18 protein-coding genes are annotated in these 17,129 nt (G+C 37.1%); 15 read left to right on the top strand and 3 right to left on the bottom strand.

The annotated features are described in order from the left end of the window. Positions 1-448: 448 nt before the first annotated feature. Positions 449-934 carry a hypothetical protein gene (locus tag NK356_RS02465; protein WP_034697952.1) on the top strand — a complete coding sequence of 162 codons (486 nt, stop codon included), beginning with the start codon at positions 449-451 and terminating at the stop codon, positions 932-934. A gap of 65 nt (positions 935-999) precedes the next feature. On the opposite strand, the gene NK356_RS02460 is transcribed toward NK356_RS02465, so the two are convergent. Then, the gene (locus NK356_RS02460) at positions 1,000-1,389 is read right to left on the bottom strand and encodes a Fur family transcriptional regulator (protein ID WP_034697950.1); all 390 of its coding nucleotides are present in this window, start codon (positions 1,387-1,389) and stop codon (positions 1,000-1,002) included. Between the two features lie 86 nt (positions 1,390-1,475). Between NK356_RS02460 and NK356_RS02455 the strand changes: the two genes are divergently transcribed. The 11 genes from NK356_RS02455 (at position 1,476) to NK356_RS02405 (ending at position 13,188) form a co-directional block, all read left to right on the top strand. Further along, positions 1,476-1,814: a MerC domain-containing protein gene (locus tag NK356_RS02455; protein WP_034697948.1), complete on the top strand. Its 339-nt coding sequence runs from the start codon at positions 1,476-1,478 to the stop codon at positions 1,812-1,814. Between the two features lie 4 nt (positions 1,815-1,818). Further along, complete coding sequence (locus NK356_RS02450) at positions 1,819-3,021, top strand: GTP-binding protein (protein ID WP_034697945.1); 1,203 nt, start codon at positions 1,819-1,821, stop codon at positions 3,019-3,021. A gap of 78 nt (positions 3,022-3,099) precedes the next feature. Beyond that, positions 3,100-4,494 (top strand): alkaline phosphatase, encoded by a 1,395-nt coding sequence (locus NK356_RS02445; protein WP_253316183.1) that lies wholly within the window; start codon positions 3,100-3,102, stop codon positions 4,492-4,494. A 218-nt stretch (positions 4,495-4,712) separates the two neighbouring features. Then, positions 4,713-6,038, top strand: a complete 1,326-nt coding sequence (locus NK356_RS02440; RefSeq protein WP_253316182.1) for a phosphatidylserine decarboxylase family protein — start codon at positions 4,713-4,715, stop codon at positions 6,036-6,038. 258 nt (positions 6,039-6,296) lie between these two features. After that, positions 6,297-6,911: a TetR/AcrR family transcriptional regulator gene (locus NK356_RS02435; RefSeq protein ID WP_034697940.1), complete on the top strand. Its 615-nt coding sequence runs from the start codon at positions 6,297-6,299 to the stop codon at positions 6,909-6,911. Positions 6,912-6,996: 85 nt separating this feature from the next. Continuing rightward, a complete protein-coding gene (locus tag NK356_RS02430) occupies positions 6,997-8,283 on the top strand; it encodes a TolC family protein (protein WP_253316181.1) in 1,287 nt (428 codons plus the stop codon). A 15-nt stretch (positions 8,284-8,298) separates the two neighbouring features. Next, on the top strand, positions 8,299-9,228 hold the full coding sequence (locus NK356_RS02425) for an HlyD family secretion protein (protein ID WP_253316180.1): 930 nt from the start codon (positions 8,299-8,301) through the stop codon (positions 9,226-9,228). 23 nt (positions 9,229-9,251) lie between these two features. Continuing rightward, entirely contained in the window at positions 9,252-10,181 is a 930-nt protein-coding gene (locus tag NK356_RS02420; protein ID WP_253316179.1) for an ABC transporter ATP-binding protein, read from the top strand. Next, a complete protein-coding gene (locus NK356_RS02415) occupies positions 10,171-10,914 on the top strand; it encodes an ABC transporter ATP-binding protein (protein WP_253316178.1) in 744 nt (247 codons plus the stop codon). The genes NK356_RS02420 and NK356_RS02415 overlap by 11 nt, the downstream gene beginning before the upstream one ends. Before the next feature lie 46 nt (positions 10,915-10,960). Next, positions 10,961-12,067, top strand: a complete 1,107-nt coding sequence (locus NK356_RS02410; RefSeq protein ID WP_253316177.1) for an ABC transporter permease — start codon at positions 10,961-10,963, stop codon at positions 12,065-12,067. Beyond that, positions 12,064-13,188, top strand: a complete 1,125-nt coding sequence (locus NK356_RS02405) for an ABC transporter permease (protein ID WP_034697929.1) — start codon at positions 12,064-12,066, stop codon at positions 13,186-13,188. The genes NK356_RS02410 and NK356_RS02405 overlap by 4 nt, the downstream gene beginning before the upstream one ends. A 21-nt stretch (positions 13,189-13,209) precedes the next feature. On the opposite strand, the gene NK356_RS02400 is transcribed toward NK356_RS02405, so the two are convergent. Both NK356_RS02400 and NK356_RS02395 read right to left on the bottom strand, forming a co-directional pair. After that, positions 13,210-14,034, bottom strand: coding sequence for an anti-sigma factor (locus NK356_RS02400; protein WP_253316176.1), 825 nt, complete (start codon positions 14,032-14,034; stop codon positions 13,210-13,212). A gap of 1 nt (position 14,035) precedes the next feature. After that, positions 14,036-14,605 carry an RNA polymerase sigma factor gene (locus NK356_RS02395; protein WP_253316175.1) on the bottom strand — a complete coding sequence of 190 codons (570 nt, stop codon included), beginning with the start codon at positions 14,603-14,605 and terminating at the stop codon, positions 14,036-14,038. Positions 14,606-14,858: 253 nt separating this feature from the next. On the opposite strand from NK356_RS02395, the gene NK356_RS02390 reads away from it, so the two are divergent. The 3 genes from NK356_RS02390 (at position 14,859) to NK356_RS02380 (ending at position 17,058) form a co-directional block, all read left to right on the top strand. Beyond that, on the top strand, positions 14,859-15,428 hold the full coding sequence (locus tag NK356_RS02390; protein WP_253316174.1) for a fasciclin domain-containing protein: 570 nt from the start codon (positions 14,859-14,861) through the stop codon (positions 15,426-15,428). Positions 15,429-15,507: 79 nt separating this feature from the next. Further along, positions 15,508-16,218 carry a ferritin-like domain-containing protein gene (locus tag NK356_RS02385; RefSeq protein WP_253316173.1) on the top strand — a complete coding sequence of 237 codons (711 nt, stop codon included), beginning with the start codon at positions 15,508-15,510 and terminating at the stop codon, positions 16,216-16,218. Positions 16,219-16,242: 24 nt separating this feature from the next. Next, entirely contained in the window at positions 16,243-17,058 is an 816-nt protein-coding gene (locus NK356_RS02380; protein ID WP_034697921.1) for a ferritin-like domain-containing protein, read from the top strand. Positions 17,059-17,129 lie beyond the last annotated feature (71 nt).

Below are 17,129 nucleotides of genomic sequence, written 5' to 3'. Positions count from 1 at the left end.
TTTTAAATTTGGGCTGAAGCCATAGGATTTAGTGATCTTATTAAAACGGGCTAAAGCCCGTTCCTATTGAATATTTATAATTATTAATTTTCAGATAGTTTTTATATCAATAGAGGTGGGCTTTAGCCCACCTAATTTATTAATCATCATATCAAAAGGCTTTAGCCGAAACCTTATATTTTTTAAATTTGGGCTGAAGCCATAGGATTTAGTGATCTTATTAAAACGGGCTAAAGCCCGTTCCTATTGAATATTTATAATTATTAATTTTCAGATAGTTTTTATATCAATAGAGGTGGGCTTTAGCCCACCTAATTTATTAATCATCATATCAAAAGGCTTCAGCCAAAACTTAAAACATTTCCTTAAAAAACGTCATCATATTTTCCTTCAACAGTGATTAAATTTTAAAGCCGTATCTTTACCATACCAAACAAAATATTACAATATGTCATTTATAACACCTGAAGGAGCCAGGAAGGCTCAGCTATCCCTATCTGAAAGGGCACCCGTTGCTCATTCCATTCTCTCAGGGGAAGAGAATATTTCGAAATACAACAGTGGAGTATGTCATGATGTGGTGGCCTATGCATTGTATATGCGTGGTGCCAGGATAAGTCCTACTCAGCTTGCAGAATCTGCAGGACAGAAATGGTTAACGTTATTCAATTATCCGGCTGGAGAAAAATGGGATGGATATACACCTATTCCTGCAGGAAAAGCCATTGGTTTTTACAGGCTTATTGATAAAACATTTTTTCATTCAGCGATTACCACAGGAAACGGAAATGAAATCAGATCTGTCAACGGATTTTCATTAGGATCAGCATGGACAGTACCTGTGGATATGAAATGGGTATTGGGTAAAAAGAATTCTGACGGAACCTTCAATTATGATGGTACCAAAATAGAAGTCTATATTTCTTCTTTATAACAGAATTTATATTTCAATACAACAAAAGGCAGATCAGCATATTCGCTTTTCTGCCTTTTTATTTTTTAAGCATCAGCACATTTCGGGCATATCCCGCTGATAATAAAATTATATTCCTGTGCGATAAAATGTTCCGGTAAACTGATTTCCGGAATAGCGTTTTCAATACACGTCACAGAATGACATTCTTTACAATTGAAATGAACATGATTGTGAAAATGCTGTTCATGTGTACATTTTCCACTACACTTTGCAAAATTCACTACACCATCAATATTGACGATCTTGTGTATAGCGCCCTCATTTTCAAGCCTTTCCAGCACCCTGTAAATGGTTACTCTATTGCACAGATCTCCCAGTTTCTTCTGAATATCAGAGTGGGTAAGGGCTATATCTGAACCATTGATAAGGTTTAAAATTTCCGTTTTGGCGTGCGTATTTCTGACCTGTTTCATATTTTAATGCAACAATGTTGCGTTATTTAATTTTTTATCTCTACTTTTGCAACAAAGTTACGATAAGAAAATTAATCCATACTATTATGAAATCAAAAATTCTTGATGCTGTAGGAATCTCCGCTGCTGTTTTATGCCTGATTCATTGTATTGTCTTTCCGTTATTACTGATTGTTCCCCTGGGAATATCACACAATCCCTATATTGACCTGGCTTTTCTTTGCATTGGAGCTGTTGTCGTATTCAGAATAACAAAGAAAATGGAAAACCGATGGTTAAAATTCCTTTTCTGGATATCTCTTGCCCTTATCTTCATTTCTATACTGGCAGATTTCCTGTTTGAAGTCCATATTCCTCTGATTTATGCAGGAGCTGTCGGATTAATTACCGGTCATATTATCAATTTTAAAAATCATAAACATTAAGAGCATGGTTAAAAAACTTCCTGTAACGGTACTCAGCGGCTTTCTGGGAGCTGGAAAAACGACACTATTGAATCATATTCTTCACAATAAACAAGGATTAAAAGTAGCAGTCATAGTGAATGATATGAGCGAAATTAATATTGATGCACGCCTTGTTGAAAATCAAAATACCCTTTCAAGAACTGAAGAAAAACTGGTAGAAATGAGTAACGGATGCATCTGCTGTACACTTCGTGAAGATCTTATGGTAGAAGTAGAACGTTTGGCAAATGAAAACCGTTTTGATTATCTCCTTATCGAAAGTACGGGAATCAGTGAACCTATTCCTGTTGCCCAAACCTTTACTTATATTGATGAGGAAAGTGGAATAGACCTTTCCCGTTTCAGCTATGTTGATACAATGGTAACGGTGGTCGATTGTTTCAATTTCATGAATGATTTTGGCTCTAATGAAATGTTGCTGGATCGTGATCTTACCGATATGGAGGGCGATTACAGAACTATTGTCAATCTTTTGACCGACCAGATTGAATTTGCCAACGTAATTATTTTAAACAAAACAGATCTTATAGACGCAGAAACATTAGGCTTTTTAAAAGCAGCGATCAGAAAACTGAATCCCGATGCAACACTTTTACATGCAGAGTTTGGAAAAATTGATCCTCAAAAGATTTTAAATACACAGCTTTTTGATTTTGATAAAGCACAGTCATCCGCAGGCTGGCAAAAAGAATTACAATCAGAACATCACACTCCGGAAACGGAAGAATACGGAATAAGTTCAATGGTTTTCAGAGATAAAAAACCCTTCCATCCTATAAGATTGTGGGAATATCTGAATCACCATTATCCGCAAGGGGCCATCAGAGCTAAAGGATTATTCTGGTTAGCCTCAAGACCTAATGATGCATTGAATTTTTCCCAGGCAGGAGGTTCTTTCAGGCTTGAAAAAGCAGGCGTTTGGTGGAGTAGTATGCCTATGAATCACAGGGTTCAGTATTCTTCATTTGTAGAAAACCAAAAGTTCATAGAAAGCAGATGGGATAAAAACTGGGGGGACAGAATTAATGAATTAGTGTTTATCGGTCAGAATCTGGATAAAGAACAAATATTATCAGACCTTCAGCATTGTCTTATTAATGACAGGGAAAAGGAGTTGTTTGATAAAAATCACAGTTTTGAAGATCCGTTCCCGAAGAATATTTAAAATTAACTTTTAATTAATGCAACAATGTTACGATAAAAATTTAAATACGATAACTTACAGCATTATTTCAAAAAAAATATGGACAGAAGAAAATTTCTAAAAGGATCTGCATTGCTTTCAGGGTTATTGACCTTATCACCATCCGATCTCTGGAGCTTCGGGAAGAACACTGAGCAACACGGAAAAGGGAAAGCGAAGAATATCATCTTCATGGTAAGTGACGGGATGAGCCTGGGAACACTTTCAATGGCAGACTTGTATTCACGGAATATTTTAGGAAAAGGAAGTAACTGGCTTAATCTGTATCATGATAAAAAGGTAACCCGTGCTTTGATGGACACCGCCTCAGCGAGTTCTATTGTTACAGATTCTGCTGCTGCCAGTTCAGCATTTGGAGGAGGAATCCGAGTGAAAAACGGAGTTTTAAACATGGGGGCTAATGGAGAAAAGCATCTTCCTATATGGCAAAAGTATAAAAAAGCAGGAAAGAAAGCCGGTTGTGTGACTACTGTAACCATTACTCATGCAACTCCTGCCGGATTCTGTATAAATTCTTCCAAAAGAAATGCTGAACCTCAAATTGCAGAAATGTATGCAGAGCTGGAATTCGATGTATTGTTAGGAGGCGGAGACGAATTTTTCAACCCTGCCAAAAGAGATGACAAAAAAGACCTCTATTCTGTTTACAGCAAAAAAGGATACCGGATTCTGAAAACACAAAGCGATCTGAAAGAAATCAAAAAAGGGGAAAAACTATTAGGAATCTTCAGTACAGGAGCATTACCCTATACTATTGACAGAACGCATCTTACTGAGCATAAAAATACTCCGACTCTTGCTGAAATGGCTAGTACTGCGATCCATCAGATGAAAGACCATCCAGAAGGTTTTGTACTTCAGGTAGAAGCCGGAAAAGTAGACTGGTCTGCCCATGCCAATGACGTAGCAGCTCTGATACATGATCAGCTGGCATTTGATGAAGCTGTAAAGGCTGTAATAGATTTTGCTGAAAAAGACGGAAATACTTTAGTTATCATCACAACAGATCATGGAAATGCGAATCCGGGAACGATTTATGGAGCAGAAGCCACCAAGCAATTTAACAGTATTTCAGATTATCGATATACCAATGAATATATCCTGAACAAGATACAGAAAGATTATTCGGTAAAAGACATCAAAGACTGGATTTATGAAGGCAATAAAATTACACTGAACGATGATGAAGCCAAACATCTGCTAAGCTTTTATAACGGACTTGAAAAAGAAGAAGGACTTTATAATTATAAGAAACTGCCTTTTAAATTATATTCAGAAATTCAGAAAAGCAGGAATTCTGTAGGATGGATCAGCATGGATCATTCCGGAGATTATGTGGAAGTAGCCGCTTATGGCCCTGGAAACGAGCTTTTACAGCCGTTTATTAAAAATACAGACCTTCATGATCTGATGCTGAAGGCCTGTTTAGTATAGACATTCATATTTTTTCATATTTAATTATTTGGGAGATACGAGGCGGATTGATTGTGTCCGCCTTGTTTTTTGTGCATAAAAAGCAAACTTCCACCAAAATTACCCGGTAAGTATTTTTACTTATTTCACATTAAGTAGAAATACTATTGTAGCATTCTGTCAATTGAAGTAACTTTATAGTATCATCGATTAAAAAAAGTAACCTTAAAAACCTTATTATGAACCATGTAAAATACAGAGTAGGGAAATGGCTGCCCTCCGACAGAAAGTTCCTCAATACCTGGCTGGAAAAAAAAGTAAAGCAGGCCCAAAACAGCAGACTCCCAATGAATCCTGCTGTTGCTGATCTCAGAGACGCTATTTACAATGATCCTGTTTTATATATGAGCTTTACCAGCATGTATGATGAGATCCCTCAAGGATATAATGGGCCTGTAAAAAACTTCGAAACCATGCTCCTTATTATCAATCAGGTTTTACAGGAAGCGCCCTGCTACAGTGTTATAGAAGATAATATAGGACTTGTAGGATTTCCCATTAATGCAATTGTAGACTGGGCAATGGGAACACAGGCAGGATATTTAACGTTTCTTCATCCCGAAGTGAACCAAAAACTAAGCGTTATTTTAGGAGAATGGAAAACTTTTCTGGAATCTCCGGCATCACAATATGTTTTGGTGAATGGTCCTGTAAACCAGCCACAACCTGATTATACCAATCCTTTAGGCTGGTTTTCTCCACAAGCCCTGGAAGCAATTGCCGCCATGGATCCATTAAGAGGAAAAGGGAATAATCCTGAAGATCCTTTGCAGAATTTCATTTACAATTATCAATGCCAACCTCATGAACCTTATTTTGGATTCAAAAGCTGGGACGATTTTTTTACCCGTCAATTCAATCCGGGAGTGAGAGAAGTAAGTGAAGAAGACAAAGATCCGTCAGTAATTGTTAATGCCTGCGAATCGGCTCCTTATAATTGCGTTACCAATGCTCAGATGAAAGATAAATTCTGGATGAAAGGACAACCTTATTCTTTGCTGGATATTATGAACCATCATGAACTGGCTCAGAAATTTGGTGATAACAGTACTGTTTATCAAGCATTTCTTTGTGCTAAAACCTATCATCGATGGAACAGTCCGGTAGATGGCACTATTGTAGCCATTGAGAATGTTCCGGGAACCTATTACGCCGAAGCTCCTATTGAAGGATATGACCCTTCCGGCCCAAATGATTCTCAGGGATATATCACTGAACTGGCTGCACGTGCCTTGATTTTCATTCAGTCGGATAATGATAAAATAGGATTGATGTGCTTTGTTGCTGTTGGAATGGCTGAAGTATCCAGCTGTGAAATTACGGTAAAAGAAGGGGATCACGTTAAAAAAGGAGATCCTATAGGTACTTTTCATTTTGGTGGATCTACCCATTGTTTGATTTTCAGACCTGAAGTCAATATCGATTTTGACTTCCATGGACAGACACCTTGCCTGAATACCTACAACATTCCTTTGAAAGCAAGAATCGGAGTAGTTACAAATTAAATCATACGTCAAAATCATATTTATCAATCATAGAAACAGAGAATAATCTTCTGCTTCTATGATTTTTTTATAGGGTTATGAAACAGTAAATTTTTCAAAAATTCTGTTCTCAAAACATATGAAACGCTATATACTCAAACATGCAACATGTTATTTATTAATAATTTAAATATCGTTATGCAAAATTTAATCAAATGATTAAAATATTTGATTAAATAATAAATTTTGTTTATATCTTTGTAAAAGAAAATAGTAGGAATGAAAAAAATAGATAGCAGTACGGAAGAAAAAATCAAAGAAGCAGCCCGTACTGTGTTTTATAAAAAAGGATTTGCTGCCACAAGAACGCGGGATATCGCAGAAGAAGCGGGAATCAATCTGGCCTTACTCAACTATTATTTCAGAAGCAAAGCAAAGCTTTTTGAGATGATTATGATAGAAACAATGGCTGGATTTTTTCAGAATTTAATGATTGTACTGAACAATAAAAAGACAAGCATTGATGAAAAAGTAGTAGAAGTTGTTGGAAAGTATATTGATCTCATCATTAAAGAACCGGAAATTCCGACATTCATCATCAGTGAACTTCGCAATAATCCTAATCTGCTTTTACAAAAAATTCCTCTGAAAGAGGTAATAGAAACCTCCGAATTTTTAAAACAACATCAGGAAGCCGTAAAGAACGGAAGCATTAAAGAGCCCAATCCTCTACATTTTCTGATCAATATCCTCGGGCTTACGGTATTTCCTTTTATTGCCAAACCCATGTTACTGGGAAGCAGTAAATTGAATGACAAAGAATTTGAAAAGCTGATGCTGGAACGTAAGAAGCTCATTCCTATGTGGATAAAAGCCACTATGTCTATAGGATAATTTTTTTGCCCTGAATTTAATCAAATGATTAAATCCAATGAATAATAAATGCAAAATTGATTTTAACTTTAAATAATCAATTCTTATGTGTAGAAAATTTCATATACCTCTTCTTACCCTTTTTCTAAGTGTGACAGCTGTTACCTCACTGAATGCTCAGTCTGTACCATTAACGCTTGAAGAATGTTACCACCTTGCAAAAGAAAATTATCCTGCAATCAAAAAGCTGGGAATTATAGCAAAAACCGCAGATTACACGATAGAGAATGCGAATAAAGGTTACCTGCCCAAAATTTCATTTACCGGTCAGGCAACTTATCAATCCCAAACCATCAGCTTTTCTGACGCTTTAGGTGCTCTTCCTATCAATGCATCACTTCCATCATTGAGTAAAGATCAATATAAAATTCAGGGTGAGGTAGATCAGTTATTATATGATGGTGGTATAATACACAACCAGAAGGAACTTACAAAAGCCAATACTGAACTGCAGACCCAGAATATAGAAGTTTCCTTATATACATTAAAACAGAGAATCAATGCCTTATTTTTCTCTGTTCTTTTAACCAATGCTCAGCTCAAACAAAATGAAATCAAAAAAGCAAACCTGCAGACACAGGTACAGAAAGCAGAAGCAGCGCTGCAATATGGAACAGCCTACCGCAGTAATGTAGATGAACTGAAGGCAGAAGTAGTGAATACAGAGATGGCCAGTACAGAATATATATCCAGTCGCAACGCTTATCTGAAAATGCTTGGAATCTTTATTGGAAAAGAACTTTCCGATTTTTCGGTATTGGAATCCCCGGAACCTGAACTTCTGTCTCCGGAAATCAACAGACCTGAACTGAAAGGTTTTGATCTTCAAAAATCAGTTTACACATTACAGGAAGAACAGCTCAAATCTGATCTTATGCCTAAGGTTAGTGCTTTTTTTCAGGGAGCATATGGAAGACCAACTCTTAATATTATTGAAAATAAATTCGGACCATGGTTTATTACAGGAGTAAGATTCAGCTGGTCTCTGGAAAGTTTATATACTTCTTCCAATAAAAAACAAATTCTGGAGCTGAACAGAAAAACAACCGATACAGACAAAGAAACATTTTTACTCAATACCAAAATGGACATGGCGCAGCAGGAAGAAAACATTAAAAAATACAATAACCTGTTGGAGCAGGATAAAACCGTAATCGGCCTTAGACAATCCGTCACCAGATCAGCAGAAGCCCAGCTGGCAAATGGTGTGATTACTACCCATGAATATATTCAGAAGCTCAATACAGAACACCTGGCTAATCAGACAATGATTCTTCATCAGATTCAGTTGTTACAGGCCAGATACAATCAGAAATTTATTTCCGGAAATTAATAATCCTTGAATCCTATGAAAAAAATGATCATCATACTCAGTGCTTTAGTCCTGTTAAGTGCATGTAAATCCAAAGACGATTTTGATGCTTCAGGAAACTTTGAAGCAGATGAAGTTATTGTTTCTGCCCAGCAAAACGGAGAATTAATTTCCTATTCCATACAGGAAGGAGCCACGCTTAAAGCAGGAGCTCAGGTGGGCCGTATTGACGTTACCATAGTCCAACTTCAAAAAGCACAGGCAGAAGCCAGCATTCAAGCCTTACAGCAAAAAACAAGCAATACCAATGAACAGGATTTGTTGGTGAAAAAACAACTTGCAGTACAGGAAGCACAGCTGGATCATCAGATTCATGAACGTACCCGTACCGCCAATCTGGTAAAAGCAGATGCTGCAACCCGAAAGCAATTAGACGATATTGATGCAGCCATTGTACAGCTCAAAAAGCAGATTTCCGTTACCCGACAGCAGCTTTCCGTCAATAATTCCAACAACAGCACTCAAAACAGAAGCATTTTAAGTGAAAAAGCTCCCCTGGAAAAAACAGCAGCACAATTTCAGGAACAGATTAATAAAGGAACAATTATCAATCCCATCAATGGGATAGTATTGGTTAACTATGCGCTGAAAGGTGAAATGCAGACAATTGGAAAACCTCTGTATAAAATAGCAGATATCAGTACTCTGGATCTCAGAGCCTATATTACCGGAACGCAATTGCCACAGGTAAAACTTGGCCAGAAAGTAAAAGTAAGAATCGATCAGGGAGAAAAAGGATTTAAAGAATATCCTGGAATCATTACATGGATTTCAGACAAATCGGAATTTTCTCCAAAAACCATCCAAACCAAAGACGAAAGAGCCAATCTTGTCTATGCGATCAAAATACGGGTGAAAAATGATGGCTACCTGAAGATAGGAATGTACGGAGAAACACTATTTTAAAAATTAAATACGATCATCAGAAAATGTTTTCCATTACCGTAAAAAACATAATCAAAACCTACAATGGCGTAAAAGCAGTAGATGACATTTCTTTTGATGTAAAGAAAGGAGAGCTTTTTGGCCTTATCGGTCCTGATGGAGCCGGAAAAACCTCTCTATTCCGGATCCTGACCACTCTTTTACTGGCAGACAGCGGAACGGCAGAAGTGGAAGGCCATGATGTGGTAAAGGAATATCAGTCCATCAGAAATAAAGTAGGGTATATGCCCGGAAAATTTTCTCTTTATCAGGATCTTACCGTTAATGAAAATCTGAATTTCTTTGCCGCCATTTTTGAAACTACAATTGAAGAAAATTATGATCTGATTAAAGATATTTATGAACAAATCAAACCATTCGGTAACCGGCGGGCAGGCAAACTCTCCGGGGGAATGAAACAAAAACTCGCATTGTGCTGTGCTCTGATCCATAAACCGGAAGTCTTATTTCTTGATGAACCTACCACCGGAGTAGATGTTGTTTCCAGAAAGGAATTCTGGGATATGCTGGCTAAACTGAAAGAGCAGAATATCACCATTCTGGTATCCACCCCTTATATGGATGAAGCAAAACTTTGTGACCGGATTGCACTGATACAGAATGGAAAAATAATGTCTGTAGATCAACCTGAAAACATTGTAAACAATTTTCCCAAACCACTTTTTGCTGCTAAAAGTAAAAATATTTATCCATTGCTGGAAGCTCTCCGTACTGACAAAGATATTGAAAGCTGCTATGCTTTTGGAGAATATCTGCACCTTACATTAAACGAAGATGGAGATATGCAATCTGTAATAGAGATAGCCGAAAGATATCATCCGGAAAGTCTGGAAGTGATGAAAATAACACCAACCATTGAAGACAGTTTTATCCGGCTGATGTGGGAACAAAAAGAAGTAAATCATGGAGAATAAAGCGATAATCTGTAGAGACCTCACCAAACAGTTTGGAGACTTTAAAGCTGTGGATGCTATTTCTTTTGATGTGGATCAAGGCGAGATATTCGGTTTCCTGGGAGCTAACGGAGCCGGAAAAACTACCGCAATGCGGATTCTGTGCGGATTATCTTATCCTACTTCAGGAACAGCATCAGTAGCAGGATTCAATGTCTATAAACAACAGGAACAGATCAAAAAAAATATTGGCTATATGAGCCAGAAATTCTCGCTCTATGATAACCTTACCATTCTGGAGAATATTGAGTTTTATGGCGGTGTATATGGTGTTTCCCGCAAGGATATAAAGACAAGAAGTGCAGAACTTATGACTACATTAGGTTTAGAAAACGAAGCAAAAAAACTGGTAGGAGCCCTGCCATTAGGCTGGAAACAAAAACTGGCATTCTCGGTGGCTGTTTTTCATAAACCTAAAATTGTATTTCTTGATGAGCCGACCGGAGGTGTAGATCCTATTACCCGAAGACAGTTCTGGGATATGATCTATCAGGCCGCTGCAGATGGAATTACCGTTTTTGTAACCACACACTATATGGATGAAGCAGAATACTGCAACCGGATCTCTGTGATGGTAGATGGAAGGGTAGAAGCCATGGATACACCTTCCAATCTTAAAAAGAAGTTCAATACCCATTCTATGGATGATGTATTTTATGAACTGGCAAGAGGAGCCAAAAGATCAGGCGATTAAAAATAAAAATCTCAACAGATAGGAAATTGTTCAAAAAAGAGTAAAAATGAAACAGTTATTCGTATTTATCAAAAAAGAATTCTATCATGTATTCAGAGACCGGAGAACGCTGCTGATTCTTTTCGGTATGCCTGTTGTTCAAATTATCCTTTTTGGGTATGCTTTGAGCAGTGAGGTTAAAAATATCGGGATTACAGTTTTGGATAATGCCCATGATGTTCAGTCTGGGCAGATCATTTCAAAGATAAAATCAAGTTCCTATTTCCAGATGCAGGAATCTTCTCTAAATTATCCGGATATTGAGAAGAAATTCAGGGAAGGGAAGATAAAATGCGCTGTAATATTTCCTGCGAATTTCGGATCAGATCTTTATACCTCAGACGGAGCGCAGATACGGATTATTGCCGATGCTTCAGATCCGAACACAGCCACTATTCTTACCAATTATCTCAATGCAATGATTGCAGACTACCAGCAGCAGCTCAATCCCGATATAAAACCTTCCTATAAAATTATCACCGAAATGAGACAGCTTTATAATGAAGAGCAGAACGGATCCCTTAATTTTATCCCTGGCGTTATTGCCCTTATCTTTATGATTGTAAGTACTGCTTTGACATCCGTAGCCGTTGTTCGCGAAAAAGAAATGGGAACTATGGAAATATTACTCGTATCTCCTTTCAAACCCGTTATGGTATTAGTAGCAAAAGCAATTCCTTATCTTGTCCTGTCTCTTGTTAACTTTATCATTATTCTCCTTCTGTCTGTTTATTTATTAGATGTAGAGATCCGCGGAAGTCTTGTTTTACTCTTTGCAGAAAGTATCTTATTCATTATCACATGTCTTTCATTAGGTTTATTGATATCTAATGTTACTAACTCCCAGCAGACGGCTATGTTGATCTCCATGATGGGAATGATGCTTCCTACCTTATTATTAACGGGATTTATGTTTCCCGTAGAAAATATGCCTGTCGTTTTTCAGGTGATATCCAGAATCCTTCCTTCAAGATATTATTATGATATTGTAAAAGCAGTGATGCTGAAAGGTCTTGATTTCAGATATGTATGGAAAGAAACGTTGGTTTTACTGATCATGTCGGTAGGATTGCTGGCACTTGCCCTGAAGAAATTTAAAATCCGCCTGTCATGAGAATAATGCTATTCATTTTGAGAAAAGAATTTCGGCAGATATTCAGGGATAAAACAATCCTTGCGATGATGTTTGTAATGCCTATAGTACAGCTGATCATCATGCCTCTGGCCGCTAATTTTGAAGTGAAAAACGTCAATATTGCCTATGTAGATCATGACCACAGCAGCTATTCTCAAAAATTACTTCACAAAATCATGTCTTCCGGTTACTTTAAACTGGCAGGAAATCCTGATTCCTATAAAAATGGATTAAAAATGATTGAAGAAGGAAATGCTGACCTTGTTTTGGAAATTCCTCCCGGTTTTGAACGAAATCTTGTACGGGAAGGAAGCCAGAAGGTGAATCTCTCTGTAGATGCAATTAATGGAACAAAATCAGCATTGGGAGGAAGTTATTTACTATCTGTGATCAACGATTTCAACAATAGTCTGGATGTGAATGTTAAATTATCAGCCCGAAAATCAGACAACTCTCCTGCGAAAATTGTTATTAAAGAGACCAACTGGTATAACCCAAGAGCAGAATATAAATACTATATGGTTCCGGGTATATTAGTACTGCTTCTTACTTTGATCGGAGGTTTTATCACTGCCTTAAATATCGTAAAAGAGAAGGAAATAGGAACGATTGAACAAATTAACGTAACTCCTATAAAAAAATGGCAGTTTATCTTAGGTAAGCTGATTCCTTTCTGGATTGTAGGAATGATCGTTTTTACCATAGGACTCGTCGTAATGTATGTCATTTACGGCATTTTTCCGGAAGGTAGTCTTTTCACCCTGTATGTTTTTGCCGCCATTTATCTTATTGCTTTACTCGGGTTGGGACTGCTCATATCCACCTTTGCAGATACCCAGCTGCAAGCCATGTTTATTGCCTATTTCTTTATGATGGTATTTATGCTGATGAGTGGTTTTTTTACGAATACCGAAAGTATGCCGGACTGGGCTCGGAAAATGTCTAACCTTACTCCCGTAACTCATTTTATTAAAGTAGTAAGACTCATTGTATTGAAAGGAAGTAGATTTTATGAAGTACAAACCGAATTCTACTATCTGATAGGTTTTGCAGTGGTACTTAATGGTCTCGCCATCTATAATTACAGAAAAACCAATTAAACAAAATGAAATGGGTGAAACTTAAATTTCACCCATTACAAACATATTTTCCATAGTAGGAACGCTGCTTCCGCCTTCTTTTTCAAGCGTAATAGCAAAAGCCTGAGCTTCTGGTATACTGGCCAGAGCAATCCTGCTGTCTTTATCTTTGGTGTACATTCCTGCATTTACAGGTTTTCCATCTTCTATAGCCCAAAGCTGATATTGCATTCCTTCAGGGGCTTTAGGAAGTTTTTCTGCATTCAGATAGACTTCTTTTGTTTTTTTGTCCCAGAAAACCATTGCTTTGGCTTCTGTATGCTTTTCTACACCCTTCAGCATCACCATCTGCATATCAGGATTGGAAAACATATCAATCTTAAGATTCATTTTCTCCATAGCCTGATCCTGATTCTTCTTATCTGCTATCATTAATGCCATTTTCTCCTGATTGACAGATTGGGTATTCATCCAGAATACATTTCCGCCAACACTTATCAGAAACAATACCGAAGCTGCTACTGCATAGGTCTTCCAAGGTGTATTTCTCTGAATATCTTTCCTGTCTGTATGATGTTCTGTCTGTCTCTTTACTTCGGAAATATCAGTAGAAGGAACAGGAGCTATTTCTTCAACAATCTGTTCCTGCTGAATTTTATTCCAAATCTTAGATTTCAAATCACTTGGAGGTGTTACAGCCTGAGCTGTAGCAAGATGTTCCAAAGTTTTCTGTGCTTCTTCAAAAGCTGCTTTTACTTCAGCATTATTTTTCATCACACACTCCAAAATCCCCGCTTCCTCAGGAGAAGCATGGCCAAGAATATAAGATTCTATAATTCCGGATGATATGTATTCTTTAGTATTCAATTTATTGATAATCTTTTAGCAAATCTTTTAATTTCATCAGTGCATTCCGCATTTTCGTTTTAACCGTTCCCAGCGGTATCTTCAGTTTTTCGGATATTTCATGTTGGGTATATCCCTGATAATAAGCAAGATTTATAAGTTCCTGCTTGTCTGCTTCCAAACCTTCAAGCACATTATTAAATCCGATATAATCGGAGGAATTATTGGTAGTTGAAAGCTCTTCAGTATTATATACGAAATCCGGAAGTGATTGGTTTTTAAGTTCATTCTGGAAAGCTTTAGATTTTAAATAATCAATAGCTGTATTCCGGGCAATATTAATCATCCAGGTATAAAATCTCCCTTTAGAAGCATCATATTGGTGGATAGAGTTCCATATTTTAACAAAAACATCCTGAATAATTTCTTCGGTATATTCTTTAGACTGAACGATTCGAAGAATAATTCCGTACAACGCACCGGAATAGTGGTCATACAGATAATGAAAACCGTTTTCGTTTTTTTCTTTTAATAAAACGATAAGTTCCTCTTCAGAATAGGTTGTTTTAATAGCGTTTATTTTTCTGTTCAAATGTAATAAAATAAAAGACATAGTCAACAAAAACCAATACATCTTTTATTTCGTACATGTTTTTCTGAAAATTATTGAAAAATATTCAATTTTAAAATTGTATTTCATGAGTTGATTTTATTTTTCATAAAAAAATAATTCACTACAAATCAGATAGTTATAATTTATTTTGTTTTTTTTCAATCTAAAACAAAACCAGCCTCGTAAATGATTTTAAAAACACATTCAATATAATTAACTAAAAATCAACGTAATGAACACACATTCAAAAATCACAGTTTTAGCAATGGTAGCTTTATCATTTGCTTTCAGCGGGAAGGTAACTGCACAAACGATGAAAGAAAAAACAGTAATGGTAGGAGGAGCTCCTATGTATCCTTCCAAGAATATTATTGAAAATGCGGTCAACTCCAAAGATCATAAAACCCTTGTCGCTGCCGTAAAAGCTGCTGGTCTGGTAGAAACATTACAGGGAGCAGGACCTTTTACCGTATTGGCGCCCACAGATGCTGCCTTTGCAAAACTTCCGAAAGGAACAGTAGAAAATCTTGTAAAACCTGAAAATAAAGCAATGCTTACTTCTATCTTAACTTATCATGTTCTTTCGGGAAAATACAGTGCTAAAGAAATATGGGCAGCCGTAAAAGCAGGGAACGGAAAAAGTATGATGAAAACTGTACAGGGTGAAAACCTTACATTCTGGACAAAAGGTAAAGATCTTTACATAAAAGACGCAAAAGGAAACAGTGCCAAAGTAACGATTGCTGATGTGAACCAATCTAACGGAGTGATTCATGTAATAGATACGGTATTGATGCCATAATAAATTCTAAGATTTCAAACAGCATATTCAGTATGCTGTTTTTCTTTCTTTTATATCTAACACTAAAAAAATTAATAGTATGAAAAAACCAATTCAGGTTTCTAATCAAGGTGCTACCCTTGATACCAGCAGAAGAAACTTTTTAAAATTAGGTGGAGTAGGATTAGCCATCGCAGGCCTTACCATCATCGGATGTAATGGCGATGATGACTTCCAGATTATAGAAGAATCCAAGTATGATCTTGGAACAGGAGATGTAGGCGTACTCAATTATGCCTATGCTTTAGAACAGCTTGAAGCCGATTTTTACACCAAAGTGGTCAACAATTTTTATACGGGAATTTCCAGTATTGAAAAAGAGGTTTTTACAGATCTCTATCATCACGAGGTGATTCACCGTGATTTCTTCAAAGTTGCAATTAGTGGTGCTACCGATCACGTGCTTCCTAAACTTGAATTCCAGTATCCGAATGTGAATTTTAATGATCGAAATTCAGTATTGGCTACAGCAAAAGCGTTAGAAGATACCGGTGTTGCAGCTTACAATGGAGCAGGAAAATACATTTCCAATCCTGCCTATCTTGTGATTGCCGGTAAAATAGTTTCTGTGGAAGCCAGACATGCCTCTGCTATTAGAAATTTAATCAATCCCGGATCTGCAGATTTTTCGGGAGACGATGTAATAGATGCCAATGGGCTTGATCTCGCCAAAGAGCCAAAAGATATTGTAATGGCTGCCGGAGCATTTATCAAAACACCTTTTACCTGGAAAGAAAGAGGAATCAACTAATCATTCACCTTAAAAACTCACATTATGAATATTCTTAGATTACTGGACAAGCTTTCTAATGATAAATTTTTCACTACAGAAGCTTCAAGACTGGAAACCATTACGAATATTTCTTTATTCGGAAAAAAAGCAGCTACAGCAGCTGTACCTCTTGGATTGGGAGCGATGATGGCTACATCTGCCAAAGCAGAAACTCCAAAAACGGGATTAACAGGTATGGCTTTAAAAAGTACACTCACAGATGCTTTACAACTGGCATTGGTACTGGAATATCTGGAAAATGAGTACTACAGTATAGGATTGTCAACACCAGGATTAATTCCTAATGGAGACAGAACTGTTTTCATGCAGATTTCAAAACATGAATCCGCCCATGTAAGCTTCCTGAAAAGTACTCTGACTTCTTTAGGAACAACCCCAGGCAATAAACCAACCTTTGATTTTACAGCCGGCGGAAACTTTATGCCTTTTACAGATTATAATCAATTTCTTATCCTTGCTCAGGCCTTTGAAGATACCGGAGTAAGGGCTTATAAAGGACAGGCAGGAAATGTGATGTCCAACAAAGTGGTGCTTCAGGCAGCATTACAGATTCATTCCGTTGAAGCAAGACATGCTTCACAAGTAAGAAGAATGAGAGCCAACAAAGGTTGGATTGAGCTTGCTAACGGAGGAAGTATGCCTTCAGCTACCAATCCGGTCTATGCCGGAGAAGACAATACCAATCAAGCTGGCTACAACACAGCAACTTTATTTGGTGCTGCAGCCGGATCTGCAGCCTATGACGAAATTTTAAGTGGCAGCGACGCACAGGCTATCGCTTCCCTGTTCATAGTTTAGTTGTGATTTGGATGATGATAAGTGGTGAGTCCATTTCCGAATTTTCCGGGAATGGACTTTTTTTAATAATT

The sequence above is a fragment of the Chryseobacterium sp. S0630 genome, assembly GCF_024158915.1.
Classification (GTDB): Bacteria; Bacteroidota; Bacteroidia; order Flavobacteriales; family Weeksellaceae; genus Chryseobacterium.
The sequence above is the reverse complement of the archived record's forward strand: the minus strand, read 5'-3'. Positions and strand labels throughout refer to the sequence as shown.

Excerpts from the sequence above, each read along its gene's own strand:
- NK356_RS02465 (WP_034697952.1), top strand. The coding sequence starts at position 449 with ATGTCATTTATAACACCTGAAGGAGCCAGGAAGGCTCAGCTATCCCTA.
- NK356_RS02460 (WP_034697950.1), bottom strand. The coding sequence starts at position 1,389 with ATGAAACAGGTCAGAAATACGCACGCCAAAACGGAAATTTTAAACCTT.
- NK356_RS02455 (WP_034697948.1), top strand. The coding sequence starts at position 1,476 with ATGAAATCAAAAATTCTTGATGCTGTAGGAATCTCCGCTGCTGTTTTA.
- NK356_RS02450 (WP_034697945.1), top strand. The coding sequence starts at position 1,819 with ATGGTTAAAAAACTTCCTGTAACGGTACTCAGCGGCTTTCTGGGAGCT.
- NK356_RS02445 (WP_253316183.1), top strand. The coding sequence starts at position 3,100 with ATGGACAGAAGAAAATTTCTAAAAGGATCTGCATTGCTTTCAGGGTTA.
- NK356_RS02440 (WP_253316182.1), top strand. The coding sequence starts at position 4,713 with ATGAACCATGTAAAATACAGAGTAGGGAAATGGCTGCCCTCCGACAGA.
- NK356_RS02435 (WP_034697940.1), top strand. The coding sequence starts at position 6,297 with ATGAAAAAAATAGATAGCAGTACGGAAGAAAAAATCAAAGAAGCAGCC.
- NK356_RS02430 (WP_253316181.1), top strand. The coding sequence starts at position 6,997 with ATGTGTAGAAAATTTCATATACCTCTTCTTACCCTTTTTCTAAGTGTG.
- NK356_RS02425 (WP_253316180.1), top strand. The coding sequence starts at position 8,299 with ATGAAAAAAATGATCATCATACTCAGTGCTTTAGTCCTGTTAAGTGCA.
- NK356_RS02420 (WP_253316179.1), top strand. The coding sequence starts at position 9,252 with ATGTTTTCCATTACCGTAAAAAACATAATCAAAACCTACAATGGCGTA.
- NK356_RS02415 (WP_253316178.1), top strand. The coding sequence starts at position 10,171 with ATGGAGAATAAAGCGATAATCTGTAGAGACCTCACCAAACAGTTTGGA.
- NK356_RS02410 (WP_253316177.1), top strand. The coding sequence starts at position 10,961 with ATGAAACAGTTATTCGTATTTATCAAAAAAGAATTCTATCATGTATTC.
- NK356_RS02405 (WP_034697929.1), top strand. The coding sequence starts at position 12,064 with ATGAGAATAATGCTATTCATTTTGAGAAAAGAATTTCGGCAGATATTC.
- NK356_RS02390 (WP_253316174.1), top strand. The coding sequence starts at position 14,859 with ATGAACACACATTCAAAAATCACAGTTTTAGCAATGGTAGCTTTATCA.
- NK356_RS02385 (WP_253316173.1), top strand. The coding sequence starts at position 15,508 with ATGAAAAAACCAATTCAGGTTTCTAATCAAGGTGCTACCCTTGATACC.
- NK356_RS02380 (WP_034697921.1), top strand. The coding sequence starts at position 16,243 with ATGAATATTCTTAGATTACTGGACAAGCTTTCTAATGATAAATTTTTC.